The organism is Chitinophaga chungangae, assembly GCF_017742215.1.
In the GTDB taxonomy this organism is placed as follows: Bacteria; Bacteroidota; Bacteroidia; order Chitinophagales; family Chitinophagaceae; genus Chitinophaga; species Chitinophaga chungangae.
The window spans coordinates 75,359-90,121 of sequence record NZ_JAGHKP010000004.1; the positions used below are offsets into that span (position 1 = coordinate 75,359).

The following is a 14,763-nucleotide window of genomic DNA, read 5'->3' on the forward strand; positions in this document are numbered from 1 at the left end:
ACAGTATGAAACGTTTACAATATTTATTCCTTCTTCTTGCAGCGATCCTTTTCGGCGCATGTGAAAAAGACAACTTCGACGGGCCTACCGCGGGCCTTTCCGGGAGACTGATCGACGCCGATACGAAAGAACTTCTTCAGCAGGACATCGTCCGCGGTTCCACCATCGAGATCGTGGAACATGGTTACGATCCCGTGCGCCCGCAATACCTCATCGTTAAAAACGACGGCACGTACGAAAACAGCATGCTTTTCGAAAACATGTACACCGTTCGCCCCGTGCGCGGCAACTTCGTCACGCCCGAGCCGATCGACATCAGGATCTCCGGCAAAACCGTGCAGGATTTCAACGTAACGCCTTACCTGCGCATCCAGGACCTGAATATCAGCAAACAGGGCAACCTGGTGGTGGCCACTTTCCGCCTGCAGCAGAACGTGATCGGCAACGTGCAGAAGATCGGCATTTACGTGGATAAAGACCCGCGCGTGGGCGAACCGATGCGCCTGGGCCAGAAAGAGCAAACGCTCAACGCCGCGGCGGACCCTAACACCGTGTACCGCCTGGAATATAATCCCGATGAGTTCAAAGCGCAGATGCCGCTCGGAAAATCATATTATTTCCGCGTAGGCGCGCTGATGTCGCTCACCGAAGCCAAACCCAATTACGCACCGACCGTTAAACTGGATATCTGATCATGAAAAAAGTTTGTTTGATCCTGGCGGCAGTAGTGCTGGCAGCGGGCATCAGCTGCTCCAAAAAAAGCACCGGCGGCAACCCGCCGCCCACGCCCGATCCGCCTGAAGTGCCGGAAGCCGTCTACGACGAAACCGGTTGCCTGTACACAAGCTACAAAGGCCTGGTGATGGCCGGTTACCAGGGATGGTTCGCCGCAGAAGGCGACGCTTCCGAAAGAGGCTGGTACCATTACCGCAACGGCAACTGCGGCGGGTTTATGCCCGGCTGCGCCGCGGTGGACTTCTGGCCGGACATGACGGAATACACGAAAAAATATCCTTCGCCCTTTTCTTTTGCCGATGGCGGCAACGCGCCGCTGTACAGTCCGTACGACGAAGAAACCGTCGATCTCCATTTCAAATGGATGAAAGATTACGGCATAGACGGCGTGTTCATGCAGCGTTTTGTAGTGGAGATCAAAAATGAGAACGCAAAAGGCAAACGTCATTTTAACAAAGTGCTCGAAAACGCGCTGAAAGCTGCTAAAAAATATTCCCGCGCCATCTGCGTGATGTACGACCTCAGCGGTTGTACATCCGCCGATGTGGCGTACCTGGAGCAGGACTGGGAAGAACTGCAGCGCACTTTCTCCCTCTTCGACAACAAAACCAATCCCACCTACCTGCGGCACAACAAAAAACCGCTGGTCGTGATCTGGGGCGTTGGTTTTAACGACAACCGCAAATACACGATCGCAGACGCCGATCAGCTGGTGACCAGGCTGAAAGGCCCCAGCAAAAAAGTGTCCGTAATGCTCGGCGTGCCGTATTACTGGCGCACGATGCGCAACGACACGGAAAATTCCCCCGCGCTGCATGCCCTCATCAAAAAAAGCGACATCATTATGCCATGGGCCGTGGGCCGTTATGGAAACGACAACTACGCCAACGTAGCGGGCGCCGAGCTGGCGGGCGACATCCAATGGTGCAACAACAACAAGGTGGATTATGTGCCGCTGGCTTTCCCCGGCTTCAGCTGGGGCAACCTGCGCAACGATCCTTCGTTGTACAATTCCATCCCGCGCATGAAAGGGGAATTCCTCTGGAAGCAGGTGGCCGGCGCGAAAATGTCCGGCGCCAAATCGCTTTACCTCGCCATGTTCGACGAGATAGACGAAGGCACCGCGCTGTTTAAATGCGCCCGTCAGAACGAAGTGCCGCTCAACGGCAATGGGGGAAGGCAGTTCGTCGGCATAGAAAACGATCTTCCCAGCGACCATTACCTCTGGCTCTCGGGCCAGGCCGCCAAATGGTTTCACGGCGAAAGCGGCTACAGCGCAACGCTTCCTGTCCGGTAAGTTTTAAAATCATCAGCATGAAAAAAGGAATCATCGCATTATTGTTACTGATCAGCGTACAGGTTTCCGGACAGCGCAAACACAGTAAACAAACCAGCTATCCCGCTTACAACGGCCTCATCATGGCCGGTTACCAGGGCTGGTTCAGGGCGGAAGGAGACGGCACCAACGCGCGGCGTTTCGCTTACGGCAACGAAGAACGAAGCGGCATCGACTTGTGGCCGGACGTTTCCGAATACGCCAAAACCTACGCCACGCCCTGGAAACTGGCGAACGGGGAAAATGCAAGGTTCTTCAGTTCCTACGACAAAAGCACCGTAGACCTGCATTTCAAATGGATGGAAGAATACAACGTCGACGGCGTTTTTATGCAGCGTTTTTTCAGCAATGCGCGCGGCAGGGATTCCGTTTCGTCCGTGATCCTCAAAAACGCTTTCGCCGCCGCTTCCAGGCATAACCGCGCCATCGCGGTGATGTACGACCTTTCCGGCCTGCGTGCCAGCGGGGAAGACTGTTCCGCCCTGATCGAAGACTGGAAATACCTGGTAGACCAGCTGAAAGTGACGGACCAGCCCGGCAAAAAAACGTACCTGCACCACAACGGCAAACCGGTAGTGGCTATCTGGGGCGTGGGTTTCCCGGACAGGCCGTACAATATCAGGAACATCGGGCTGGAAAGGCTGATCGATTTTCTGAAGAACGACCCCGTGTACGGCGGATGCGCCGTGATGCTGGGTGTGCCAACGGCCTGGCGTACGCTCAACGCAGACTGTCTTAACGATCCGTATCTGCATACGCTCATCCGTCAGTCGGATATTGTGCTGCCATGGGCCGTGCAGCGTTATTCGCCTTTGCTGCACAACGATATGGACCGGTTCCGGGACAATACGGTGGATGATATCAACTGGTGCAGGGAAAACAACGTGGCATACGTGCCCTGCGTATATCCCGGTTTCAGCTGGCATAACCTGAGCCGTTATGAATTCCCCGACGACGTGAAGCCCGTAGGCTCCATTCCCCGCCAGGGCGGCCGGTTCTACTGGCAGATGCTTTCCACCGCGCTCAACGCCGGCGCCAGCATGCTGTACGTAGCGATGTTCGACGAAGTGAACGAAGCCACCGCTATCTTTAAAGGCAGCGACAATCCGCCGGTGAGCAAAGTGACTTCTTTTATCGACATGGACGGCAAGCCATCCGATCATTATCTCTGGCTTACGGGCCAGGCGGCTCGGATGTTGCGGCATGAAATTCCGTTGACGTTCAAAATGCCCGAAAGAAAATAATAATTCCGGCGCGCCCCGGGCGGGGTGGCCTTGATCGTTTCATTACCCGCAAACAGGCCAGGAGCAAGAGGTTCCGGGCCTGTTTCTGTTTGTGGACGAATAGTGTAAATTAGCATGGTACAAACCTTTCGATTATGGCAGCTAACGAAACCCTGCTTCTCCGTGTACGGGAAAATTTTGCCGCTACGCCGCATATGGTGGAGGAAAAGAAAATGTTCGGCGGCATCTGTTTTATGGTGAACGACAAAATGTGCGTCGGTGTAAAGTCCGACGGGCTGATGGTGCGTTTCGACCCGGAAGAAACGGATGCACTGGTGGAAATGGAAGGAACGGAGATCATGGTGATGGGCAGCCGCGAAATGAAAGGATACATGTATGTGGCGGAAGAAGTGTTGCGCACGAAAAAGCAGCTTGATTTCTGGCTGAACAAAGCGCTGGCGTTTAACAAACACGCGAAATCATCGAAAAAGAAACAATGAAACGTTTAATTATCCCTATGATCCTGTGCCTGGCGGCGTGCCAGCAAACAAAAACCGCTTCCCCGAACGATTCCATACAAGCCCCGGTACCGGATTCGCTGATCTTTACGCCACCCGTAGCGCAGGCGGAGAATATATTTTCGGACACCGTTTTTACGACCGGTGATTTTAACGGGGATGGAACTATCGATACTGCTTATTCAACGCTGTACGAACAGGCGGCAGGTGAGGACTGGCAGGCCCGATACAGGGTCCGTTTTTTCTCCCGCGCCCTGCCCGACATGCCGGACATATTCGGGAGAACACGACTCGTAAACGAGGGCGACCTGGATGGCGACGGGCGCGATGAGCTTTCTACTTTCAATGAGCCTTTGCATGGATGCATTTATAACCTCAACGTTTGGTCGTTCATAAATGGTTCCTGGGAACCATTCGCCGGCCCCCTGCTGGTGCCCACATCCTGCGATGCCGTATCAGATAAAGACCTGGAGGCACGTATCTGGAAGGAGAATGATACGGTATTTATCTGGGAAATGGATTTGAACGACGAAAATTCTGTGCTGATCAAAAAGCCGCTCGGCTTTACCAGCGACGGAAGGCTCCCCGGCATGGCGGCGCCCACGGCGCTTCGTGAAGCCCATTCACAGAAATAAGGTACAGTTTTTGTTCTTCCCGGCCTGTAAATGATACCTTGGCTGGCAAAATCGGGCCTTTATGGCTATGCGGACGCAGGGGGGAAGCTCGTCATTCCCCCGCAGTACACCCATGCCATGCCCTTCCGCGGCGAATTTGCCGTGATGGCGCAGGAAGGGGGCTTTGGCGTTATCAACGCGGAGGGCGCGCCAGTTGTAGGCCCGGAGCATCCTTTCATCCACCTCACATTTCCCCGGCCCTTTTCCCTGGCTTTTATTAAAAAAGAATACAATGCCTGGTGGCGGTTACCGCGCTGGAAAGTGCTTCCCGGCCTCAACCTGCTGGGCACCCGCCGCGGAGGCCGGCTGCTGGAAACCAAAGTGCCGCGCGCCCGCTGGGAAGTGCTGGCGCTCCCGGGCATGGAAAAACTCCAGCAATTTTATTCTGCAGACGAGCGCAGTACCCGCAACGGCCAAATGCCGGAAGGCGTGCGCCTGCTCACTTCCGGGGAGCACCTGCTGCTGCGCCAGGAACTTTACAACGCAGGCGGCGAACGCTGCTCCGGCGGTATTTTCGGGCAGCTGACCGACGGTACTTTCCTGCAATACCGCAAAGGCTGGTACCGCCGTGTGAACCAGGCAGGCAACCCCCTCGACGCCGTCCGTTATTACAAAAAAGATCATCTCCTGTTCGGCGGAAAAACCATCCCGCAGCAGGAAGCGCCATACCAGCGCATCGCCGCGCCGGTGTTCCAGTCCACCAACGGCGAAGTGTTCCTTTTCCCGGATTTTTCCAAACCTTTCCCGCCGTCCATCGAGCCATACCCGCAGGTGGGCGAAGTGCAGTACGTAGCCCTGATCGGCGCGCTGCAGGACACGGAGCATTTCTTCGTGCTGGCCACCACCGGCAAAAGCGAAGAAAGAAGGCTGCTGGTGCTGAACAAAAACGGCCAGTGGAACAAACTGGTGGAGCCGCGCCCCGGTTTCGACCTGATGCTGCGCAACGGCGCCCTGCTTTTCTCCCAGGGAAATACGAAAGGAGTGATGGACGCGGGGCTGGAATTTCACCTCTTCCCCCTGCAATACCCCGAAGCCCTCAGCGAAACGCTGTACGCCGGGAAAGACAACAGGAGCGGCAAATACGGCGTTTTTGACATCATGGAGCAGGACTGGAAAATAACGCCGGCCTACAGTTACATCGGCCCCTGCCTGGCTCCCGGCATCGTGCCCTATTGCGCGGATAACCTGTATGGCCTGCTGGAACTGGATACCGGCCGGCACATCACCCCGCCGCTGTACGACAGCATCGGTAAAAACGGCGAAGTGGCCCAGAAAAATCAGCGTTTTTATATCGATATTTATACCGGCCTGGAATACCGGGACTAAATTTTTCTTTATCCCATGCAGCTTTCGAAAACACTCAGGCGTACCGGCCGGACGTTGCTGATCTTCTTCCTGGCTTTGAACGCGTTCGCCTGTTTTCACGCCTATAAATTCACCCATTTCACCACAGACGACGTACAACGTACCAACCCTGGCAGGCTCGGCGTGCTGGGTAAACTGAAAGTGGTAGTGGCCGGTGTGGACAATCCCCGCCCGGTGAACCGCCGCACGCCCGGCCGCAGCTACCAGACGGTCCGCCTCCAGAGCCGCGTGCCGCTGGAAGCCTGGATGATCCGCGTACCGGGCGCAAAAGGCACGGTGGCGCTGTTTCACGGCTATGGCGCCGCCAAATCGCGCATGCTGGAACGGGCGGAAGTGCTGCTCGGGCAGGGATACAACACTTTGCTGGTGGATTTTACAGGCTCCGGCGGTTCCGGCGGCAATTCCACCACCATCGGCTACAAAGAAGCGCGCGACGTAAAAGCCGCCTGGGATTACCTGGCCGGCCACGGCGAACAAAATATTTACCTGCTGGGCACTTCACTGGGCGCGGCCGCCGTTTTGAAAGCCCTGAAAGATTATTCCATCCAACCGAAAGGCATTATTCTCGAAGCGCCTTTCAGCACCCTGTACGAGGCCACCTGCGCGAGGTTCAGAGCCGTAAACGCGCCCGCGTTCCCGATGGCGGGCCTGGTCGTGTTCTGGGGAGGCGTTATCAACGGGTTCTGGGGCTTCGGCCATAAACCGGTGGAAGACGCCAAATACGCCCGGGTACCGGTTTTGCTCATTTACGGGGAAAAAGACGGAAGAGTGGCGCGGAAGGAGATAGACGACATTTACCATAACCTGCCTGGCCCCAAAAAGCTCGTCACTTTCCCGGAGGCAGGCCACGTTAATTACCTTTCTCAATACAGCCGCGAATGGACGGCCGCGGTCGCGGAATTTATAAAGGCACAATAAAAGCCAGTGCTTCCGGCGCTGGCTTTTGAACAAATGTCTCAAGTCTAATTTGGGGAACGGATTCTGTCAGATCATAGTTTGTCTTAGCTAAATTGAAGAACCAATAGCAAGTTCTTCGTTTTCAGTTAAATATGTAACATTACCAGTTAATCGGAGTCGGGGGCCTTCCGGCCGTTTTCCAAAGCGCCCGGCTTTCAGCCTTGCCTCGCACCTTGTATGCCAAATATGATTATTCTTCCGGAATCAACGTTGTATGAACCGGGGGCTAAAATTGTACGAACTGAAAAAAGTCAGTGGGGAGAGGGAATTTGAATTACCGGTGTTTTTCCCGGAATTCCTCGGGGGTGAGCCCGTGTTTCCCGCGGATCAGGCGCACCAGGTGAGAGGCGTCCGTCAGGTTGGCGTGGGCGGCGATTTCCCATATCAGCTCATTGGTATTCAATAACCTGTACTCGGCTTCCTCCAGCCGCACATGGGTAATGTACTGGCGCACGTTTTTACCGTACACTTCCTTGAACTGTTTGTTCAGCGCGTCTTTATGGGTGCCGGCCTTTCGGGCGATAAACGCGGTGTCGATGTCTTCGGTGAGATTGCATTGTATGAAATCGCAGGCGTCCAGCACCGTTTTGGGAACTTCGTGCCGGTCCATCAGCAGGTTAAAATAGTGCGCGGTGAGCAGCATCACCTGTCCGTGCAGGTACGGCTCGAACATGGCGGGGGCCTGCCGGTACGAGCCCATGGCCTGTATAATGTCGCGGGCGGTGTTGCCCAGCGGGATGAGATTTTTCTGTTCGCCTTCCTGTTCTCCCCTCAACTGCTTTTCCACCAATGGTTTGTATGCTTCGTATTTGTTCCCGAAATATTGCATGAAAGAAGGCGAGAACGAGATATAGACGGCCGTGTAATGCGCCGGGGCGAATTCGGCCCGGTTAAACGCCATTGGCGGCACGTAATAAAACGCGAATTTTTTTTCTGGCAGCATCAGTTTTTCGGCGGAGCCCTGCAGCTCGCAGGGAATGTTGCCGTTGATGCCGGTATACAGCGCCAGCAACGGGTCCCTGGTGATGGGATAAAGGAATGTATGCTCTTTGATATCGAAATTCAGCCAGCCCACGATCCAGTCGTCTGTACGCAGCTCCTGCTTGAAGAACGCGCCGAAAGGCCCTTCCGTGGTATGTACAACGGTTCCGGGTATACGATATTTGCTGTAAGGTTCGGGTAATTTGTCAGAAATGGTAACGCGCTGCTTCATGAGGTCGGGCACCTCGAAATTCATAATAGCGGGACGGTCCACTGCATGCATAGGATACTGGATTTGGCTGAAAAACTGGTAATGTAATATTACGGTATTTTCCGCAACAAAATCCTTATTTTCCTTCCCTGTTCAGCGCCACCTGATACGCCCCGGTAGTAAACTTTCTTAAAAATTACAACCCCGGTTGAATATTTTTGTTTCTATTGAAAAACAGGTCATTATGTTGTCAACTTTGGCGGCTCATATCCGGAGGTTTGTGACATTGTCTGATGAAGAGGAACAGATCCTGGCCGAATATATCGAAATCCGCGACGTGAAAAAGAAAGACTTCCTGTTGAAGGAAGGGCAGGTATGCCAGGGGAATTATTTTGTGATCAAAGGTTTATGCCGTGCTTATTTTGAAACGGAGCGCGATGGCGACCAGACCTCTCATTTCGCGATCGAAACCTGGTGGATCACCGATTATATCAGCCTCGAATCGCATAAACCATCGGGCTTCAACATCCAGGCGGTGGAAAACACCACGTACGCCGTGCTGTACCGCGATACGCAGGATAAACTGTTCGCGGCCGTTCCGCAACTGGAAAGATATTTCCGCATTATTCTCCAAAGAACGGTGGCAGCTGCGCACATGCGCGTGAAATACCTCTTTACGAAATCGGCGGAAGAACGCATCGATCATTTTACCGCGTTGTTCCCGGAATTCGTGCAGCGGGTGCCGCAATACATGATGGCGTCGTACCTGGGCTTCAGCCCGGAATTTTTCAGCAAGATACGCGCACGGAAAAAGGCCTGACATTTCTTGAACCAGTTCAAGATTTTGAGGGGCGTCTCCGCCGGACATTTGTGTTGTAAAAAAACGAAACACGATGTCTGAAAGGATCAAAATTTGGAACGCCGCCCCCGCCGGGTACAAAGCGATGGGCGCATTGGAAGCTTACCTGCCCACCACGCGCATCAGCCCCCTGCATCACGAACTGATCCGCATACGCGCGTCGCAGATCAACGGTTGCGCTTATTGCGTAGACAAACATTCGAAAGATGCCCGCAAACACGGGGAAACCGAACAGCGCCTCTATGCGATAGCCGTTTGGCGCGAAACGCCGTTCTTTACCGAAGAAGAAAGAACGATACTGGCCATCACCGAAGAAGTAACGCTCATACATCAGCGTGTATCAGATGAAACGTACGCCAAAGCCGCGGAATTGTTCGACGAGGAATACCTGGCGCAGGTGATCATGGCCGCCATCATCATCAACGCCTGGAACAGGATCGGGGTGTATACGCACATGCAGCCGGCGAAAGAATAATGTTTGATAGGATATTAACCGATTCAACGGCCGATCAACTCCGTCTCTCGTGCGTCTGCTCTGCGGCTCTCCTGGCTGTTTCCCGGTTTTTTGCAGGTTATTCCCCGGCTGTTCCGGGGCAAAATACCATCATGATGACCGGCACGGCGCGCCGGACAAAGGGCTCGGAAGTTGGCGAAAATTGCCTTATCTTTCTGTAAACCCTTTTTTATGGACCAGCGTATCATCCACCTCTTCGACGAGTATACACATAAGCCGCTCACCCGCGACGTATTCCTCAAACGCCTCGTACAGCTTACCGGTACCATGGCCGCGGCCATGACCATTCTCCCGCTTCTCGAATCCAATTATGCGTATGGCGCCATGCCGCCGCTGGAGCCGGGTTTGAAGGAAGAAGAAGTAACCTGGCCGGGGGATAACGTTACCATGAAAGGTTATCTCGTGCGGCCGGAAGAAGACCGCAAACGCGGCGGCGTTGTAGCGATCCACGAAAACCGCGGGCTTACCCCGCATATCAAAGACGTGACGCGCCGCGCGGCAAAAGCGGGATACATCGCCCTGGGCGTAGACGCATTGTCTGTTTTCGGCGGCACGCCCGCCAACGAAGACGAAGGGCGCACGCTCATCGGTAAGCTGGACAAAACACAGAACCTTCAGAATTATCTCAAAGGGCTCGTTTACCTGCGCAGCCGGCCAGACAGTAACGGCAAAACCGGATGCGTTGGTTTTTGCTGGGGCGGCTCCATGGCCAACCAGCTGGCGGTGAACGATCCGCAGTTAAATGCGGCCGTAGCCTTTTATGGCGGCCAGCCCGATGCGGCGGACGTTCCGAAGATCAAAGCGCAGGTGCAGCTGCATTACGCCGGGCTCGACGAGCGCATCAACGCGGGCATTCCGGCGTACGAAGCCGCGCTGAAAGCCGCGGGCGTGAAATACCAGCTGTTCATGTATGAAGGCCAACAGCATGCTTTTCATAACGATTCGTCTGCCGCGCGTTACAACGCGGAAGCGGCAAAACTGGCCTGGAGCAGAACGCTGGAGTTGTTTAAAGAAACCCTGGGATAAAAAATATCGTGAACACACAAAATACCGGCGGCTGGGGAAACTCAGCTGTTTTTTTATGCCCGGGAATAAAGATCAGGCAAGCGCCCACTTTTTCCGGTACCATTCCCGCGTAAGCAGCACAATAGGCAAACCCACGCAGGCCATGTGAATGAGCCAGCCAATAACAGCGCCGGAAAGGCTGAACTGCGACGGCGGTACGGACGTGAGCGGAACGATCACGAGGTTCATCATCACCCATACAAAAAGCCCGTACAGGCAGCCGGTGAGCCATTTGTTGCCCTGCAGCAGTTTCGTTCGCGGATATACGAAAAAGAACAACGCGCTCCAGCCCAGCGCAACGAGAAAATGGAGAAACACGCCGAGCCAGATGGCCGAACTTTCCCGGAAAGCCTGCATGCCCATAACAGAAGTGGAAATGTACTGGAAAACCCTTTCGGGAGAAACGCCGTTCCTGGCGTAAGCGCCGATAACCGCCGCGGCGCCATCCAGCAGCCAAACGGTACATCCAATCATCAGTACGGCACGCAGCGGATGCGCCGTACGCTCTTGTATTGATACCATAAGAAGTAATTGTTGGACAAAAAGATTTAGATTTTGGTCGATGACCGGATGACCTATACAATTTAACCCTTTCCCCCTGATTAGAAACCGCACTTTTATAAATGCTTAATAATTAATTTTCATCAATGTGTATATTTCACTATTCCAATAGACTATTTCGAAAATAAACATTTTCTTGAAAAATTAATTTTTCGGTGGTAATTTCAGGATATGAAAGCGCAAAATCTCATCCAGGATACACATACCGCTGCGGCCATGATGCATCCGCTGCGCATGCGCATACTCGAACAGCTTCGCGAGCCGAATTCTGCGGCCGGTCTTTCCCGCCTGCTGAACATGCCGCGTCAGCAGCTCAATTACCACCTCCGCGAGCTGGAGAAAAACGAACTGATAGAACTGGTGGAAGAACGGAAAAAAGGCAACTGCACCGAACGGATCGTGCGCGCTACGTCCCGCTCGTACATGGTGCTGCTTAATTCCGGCGGCGTGGAGGCGGATGAGATCGGCGATAAATTTTCTTCTTCCTACCTTCTTCACACGGCCGGCCGCATGATGCAGGATGTAGCCGCCATGCAGTCCGGCGCGCACAGGGCCAAAAAGAAACTCGCCACTTTTACCCTGGAAACCGAAGTGCGGTTTGCGGACCCTTCGCAGCTGCAGGCTTTTACCGACGAAATGGCACAAACCATCGCGAGGCTTGCGATGAAATATCATCAGCCGGGCAACGCGCACGCAAGGCCTTACCAGTTCCGCCTTTTTGCCCATCCTTCCAAAAAACAGGACCATGAAAAAAGAAACGAAAGCTGACCGGTCGGTCGACATCACCCGCAGCATCCATTCCCCTGTAAAAGCCGTATGGAAAGCCCTTACGGATGCCAAAGAGCTGGAACGCTGGTTCCCGCTGAAAGCAAACGTTACCGGCGGCGAAATACAGCTGTCGTGGGGAGACGATGTGAACTGGCACATGGAAATAGAAGAAGTGAAGGAAGAAGAATACCTGCGGCTGGGTTACGGCGAATCGCATCACCGCATCTTGTCCGCAGTGCCGCGGCGGCTGGCGGTGGAATTTTTCCTGCAGGGCGAAGAGGATGTTACCACGCTGCGCATCGTGCACAACGGCTTTGGCGGAGACGAAAGCTGGGACGAAATGTACGACGGCGTGCGCCGCGGCTGGGGAACGGAATCGCTGGCGCTGAAACATTACCTGGAAAATCACGCCGGCAAAGACAGGATCGTAGCGTTTGCAAGCATTTCGTCCGCCGGACCTTTTGAGCAACTATGGAACAAACTGTTCGGCAACCGCCTGAAAACCGCCGGCGACCATTATACGATCGATACGCCTGTGGGAGAAACGTACGAAGGCAGGCTGTTGTTTTACAACCCGCCGCAAGACCTGCTGGGCACGATGGAAAATTTTCATGATGCGCTGTTCCGCCTTTCCATCGAAAGGTTTTCGCCCGGCGGGGATATATTTATCTGGATATGGATCGCCGCCTACGGCGTAGCGGAAGAAAAGATGAAGGAGTTGGAAAAACAATGGCAGGAAAAACTCAACGCGATATACCATGTATAGCATCGACCATATCCAGTACATTCGCGGGCATATCGGCGCCGTGTACGAAGCGCTGACCACCGAAAAAGGCCTTGGCGCCGTGTGGACCGAAAAGCTCGTCGTAAAACCGGAGGCCGGTTTTGTCAACGAATTTGATTTCAACGACAACTACGATACAAAATTCAAAAACATAGCATTGGCGAAACCCACGCACATTCTCTGGGAATGTGTGCAGTCCGATCCCGAGTGGGTTGGCACCACTGTATCGTTCGACCTGGAACAGCGGAAAGATATGGTGGCTGTTACGCTGCGCCACATGGGCTGGCGGGAGTTGACGGAATTTTTCCGTTTCTGCAACTACAACTGGGGCCAATTTCTTTACAGCCTGAAATCATATCTTGAAACCGGCAAGGGGCAGCCTTACCAGCAGCGTCAGTTCTGATAGCGGCGTATCACCCGCATGATCTTATCAAACAGCTCCGTGTTTTCGTACACGCCCCTGAAATCCATGGAGTGCGGCCCGTACGCGAACACGGGCACCATAATGGCCGTATGGTCTGATGTGCTGAAAGCCCCGTCTACATACCCTTTTTTGATATCCCCGTCCAGCAGGCTGAGGCCGCCGGTTTCGTGGTCGGCGGTTACGATCACGAGCGTTTCGCCGTTGCTGTCCGCAAACCGGAGGGCTTCGCCGATCAGCCGGTCGAAGTCGAGCATTTCCATGGTGAGGTAAGGCACGGAGTTGGCGTGGCCGCCGTAGTCGATCTGCGCGCCTTCTTCCATCAGGAAAAATCCTTTTTTATTGCCCGCCAAAGCGCTGGTGGCTTTGCGGAACGAGCGCAGGAGAAAATCGCCGCGGCCTTTCTGCATGCTGAGGCCCGCGCTGTCTGCCAGCACGATAAATTTTCCGCCGCGAATGGTGTCGAGCGCGGAGAGACTGGTGGAAAAGCGGTAGCCTTTCTGCTGCAGCTGTTCGCGAAGCGGCAGAAAATGTTTGCCGCCCGCGCCGATGAGGATGCTCACGGGGCTTTGCAGGAAATCTTTCGCGATGGCGGCGTAGTTGCTTCTTTCCCTGTTATGCCCGTAAAACGCGCCGGGCGTGGCGTCTGTGATGTTTCCCGAGCTGATGAGCGCGCTTTGCATGCCGAGGGGCGCAATGAGGTCGGGAATGCTTTGTAATGGCGCATCCACCGGGTCTACGCCTACGGAACGGTTATGCGTTTTTTTACCGGAGGCCATGGCGGTGCCGCCTGCGGCGGAATCGGTAATGTAGTTGCTGAAAGACGCGGTTTTGGAAAAACCGATGTTCAGCAGCCTGAACAGGTTCAGCGCGCCGAAGTTGCCGGTGTATCCCGCGTAGATCTGCGCCAGCCCCATGCCGTCGCCGATAAGCAGGATCACGTTTTTTACCTTCGATTGTTTGTCGTTGTTTTTATAGCTGGGCATATACACCGCATGCGGCGCGGCGCCCTGGTACTGGGCCTGCACGCGGGTGCGGAGATAATCGGCCAGTGCGTCTACCTTATCGGTATTGATATAATCCACGCCGAGATTGATCATGGTTTTCCAGGCGTTCACTTCGTCCGGCGTGGCCCAGAAGCGGAACTTTTTAGACATGCCATGCACTTTGTTCAGCACGGCTTGTACTTTCTGCATGTCTTCCTGCACCAGGTAACCTTTGCCGTTCCATTGGGTGTAGCTGCGGAAGTTGTCGCTGAACAGCGGGATGCGTTCCAGCTGTTCGGCGGTATAATTTTGATGGGGCAGCCCGTCGAACAGGATCCATGCGGGATAATTTTTCCAGAGGGAAGCGTCGGGGCGGCTGCCGCTGATCACGATCTGCACTTTGGGGTTGGAAGTGATCTCCGGGTATTTTTCAAGTTGCTGGATAAGCGCCTGCATAGTGGGCACGCCGCTGGTTTTGAAATCGATCAGCAGTTGCACGCCCTGTTTCATTTCGCCGAACACGCCTTTTTTTTCGCGGATCTTTCGCAGCAGCGGCTCCAGGTAAAGGGAGCGGAGCGTTTTGCCGCTGTCTATTTCCGAAGCGGTATGCGCCACGTACAGCTCGCCGTTGCGCTCGAACACGTCGGCCTCGATGGAGCCGAAGTTGCGGGCGAACGCGGCCTCGAAAGGCGCGGCCTGGAGATAATCGTTGTGGGAATGCGCGTTGGCGCTGGTATACTGTGCCTGTGCGGGAACGGCGAAGCAGCAGAGCAGCAGGAGGTTTCGCAGTAAAGTGTTCATATGG

At 54.5% G+C, this 14,763-nt stretch carries 16 protein-coding genes; 13 read left to right on the top strand and 3 right to left on the bottom strand.

The window, feature by feature from the left end; translation table 11 throughout:
• Nucleotides 1–5 precede the first annotated feature (5 nt).
• From J7I43_RS20035 to J7I43_RS20065, 7 genes are all read left to right on the top strand, one after another.
• Entirely contained in the window at nt 6–692 is a 687-nt protein-coding gene (locus J7I43_RS20035; protein WP_209147642.1) for a DUF3823 domain-containing protein, read from the top strand.
• 2 nt (nt 693–694) lie between these two features.
• Nucleotides 695–2,032 (top strand): glycoside hydrolase family 71/99-like protein, encoded by a 1,338-nt coding sequence (locus J7I43_RS20040; RefSeq protein ID WP_209147643.1) that lies wholly within the window; start codon nt 695–697, stop codon nt 2,030–2,032.
• A gap of 17 nt (nt 2,033–2,049) precedes the next feature.
• The gene (locus tag J7I43_RS20045; protein WP_209147644.1) at nt 2,050–3,315 is read left to right on the top strand and encodes a glycoside hydrolase family 71/99-like protein; all 1,266 of its coding nucleotides are present in this window, start codon (nt 2,050–2,052) and stop codon (nt 3,313–3,315) included.
• Nucleotides 3,316–3,449: 134 nt separating this feature from the next.
• Entirely contained in the window at nt 3,450–3,794 is a 345-nt protein-coding gene (locus J7I43_RS20050; protein WP_209147645.1) for a TfoX/Sxy family protein, read from the top strand.
• Nucleotides 3,791–4,447 (top strand): hypothetical protein, encoded by a 657-nt coding sequence (locus J7I43_RS20055; protein ID WP_209147646.1) that lies wholly within the window; start codon nt 3,791–3,793, stop codon nt 4,445–4,447. The genes J7I43_RS20050 and J7I43_RS20055 overlap by 4 nt, the downstream gene beginning before the upstream one ends.
• A gap of 30 nt (nt 4,448–4,477) precedes the next feature.
• Entirely contained in the window at nt 4,478–5,812 is a 1,335-nt protein-coding gene (locus J7I43_RS20060; RefSeq protein ID WP_209147647.1) for a WG repeat-containing protein, read from the top strand.
• Nucleotides 5,813–5,827: 15 nt separating this feature from the next.
• A complete protein-coding gene (locus tag J7I43_RS20065; protein ID WP_209147648.1) occupies nt 5,828–6,769 on the top strand; it encodes an alpha/beta hydrolase in 942 nt (313 codons plus the stop codon).
• Between the two features lie 313 nt (nt 6,770–7,082).
• Here J7I43_RS20065 and J7I43_RS20070 read toward each other — a convergent pair whose 3' ends face one another.
• A complete protein-coding gene (locus tag J7I43_RS20070; RefSeq protein WP_209147649.1) occupies nt 7,083–8,072 on the bottom strand; it encodes a helix-turn-helix domain-containing protein in 990 nt (329 codons plus the stop codon).
• A gap of 172 nt (nt 8,073–8,244) precedes the next feature.
• Here J7I43_RS20070 and J7I43_RS20075 point away from each other — a divergent pair, with 172 nt between their 5' ends.
• The 3 genes from J7I43_RS20075 (at nt 8,245) to J7I43_RS20085 (ending at nt 10,399) form a co-directional block, all read left to right on the top strand.
• On the top strand, nt 8,245–8,820 hold the full coding sequence (locus J7I43_RS20075) for a Crp/Fnr family transcriptional regulator (RefSeq protein ID WP_209147650.1): 576 nt from the start codon (nt 8,245–8,247) through the stop codon (nt 8,818–8,820).
• A 73-nt stretch (nt 8,821–8,893) separates the two neighbouring features.
• A complete protein-coding gene (locus tag J7I43_RS20080) occupies nt 8,894–9,334 on the top strand; it encodes a carboxymuconolactone decarboxylase family protein (RefSeq protein ID WP_209147651.1) in 441 nt (146 codons plus the stop codon).
• Between the two features lie 210 nt (nt 9,335–9,544).
• Complete coding sequence (locus J7I43_RS20085; RefSeq protein WP_209147652.1) at nt 9,545–10,399, top strand: dienelactone hydrolase family protein; 855 nt, start codon at nt 9,545–9,547, stop codon at nt 10,397–10,399.
• A gap of 72 nt (nt 10,400–10,471) precedes the next feature.
• Here J7I43_RS20085 and J7I43_RS20090 read toward each other — a convergent pair whose 3' ends face one another.
• Nucleotides 10,472–10,960, bottom strand: coding sequence for a hypothetical protein (locus J7I43_RS20090; protein WP_209147653.1), 489 nt, complete (start codon nt 10,958–10,960; stop codon nt 10,472–10,474).
• Nucleotides 10,961–11,170: 210 nt separating this feature from the next.
• Here J7I43_RS20090 and J7I43_RS20095 point away from each other — a divergent pair, with 210 nt between their 5' ends.
• Genes J7I43_RS20095 through J7I43_RS20105 form a run of 3 tightly spaced genes read left to right on the top strand, consistent with a single transcriptional unit; the run spans nt 11,171 to nt 12,954 of the window.
• Nucleotides 11,171–11,767 (top strand): winged helix-turn-helix domain-containing protein, encoded by a 597-nt coding sequence (locus J7I43_RS20095; RefSeq protein ID WP_209147654.1) that lies wholly within the window; start codon nt 11,171–11,173, stop codon nt 11,765–11,767.
• Nucleotides 11,745–12,533 carry an SRPBCC family protein gene (locus J7I43_RS20100; RefSeq protein WP_209147655.1) on the top strand — a complete coding sequence of 263 codons (789 nt, stop codon included), beginning with the start codon at nt 11,745–11,747 and terminating at the stop codon, nt 12,531–12,533. Before J7I43_RS20095 ends, J7I43_RS20100 begins: the two co-directional genes overlap by 23 nt.
• Nucleotides 12,526–12,954 (top strand): SRPBCC domain-containing protein, encoded by a 429-nt coding sequence (locus J7I43_RS20105; RefSeq protein WP_209147656.1) that lies wholly within the window; start codon nt 12,526–12,528, stop codon nt 12,952–12,954. Before J7I43_RS20100 ends, J7I43_RS20105 begins: the two co-directional genes overlap by 8 nt.
• Here J7I43_RS20105 and J7I43_RS20110 read toward each other — a convergent pair.
• The gene (locus J7I43_RS20110) at nt 12,945–14,759 is read right to left on the bottom strand and encodes an alkaline phosphatase (RefSeq protein WP_209147657.1); all 1,815 of its coding nucleotides are present in this window, start codon (nt 14,757–14,759) and stop codon (nt 12,945–12,947) included. The two genes, J7I43_RS20105 and J7I43_RS20110, sit on opposite strands and share 10 nt — an antisense overlap.
• Between the last annotated feature and the right edge of the window lie 4 nt (nt 14,760–14,763).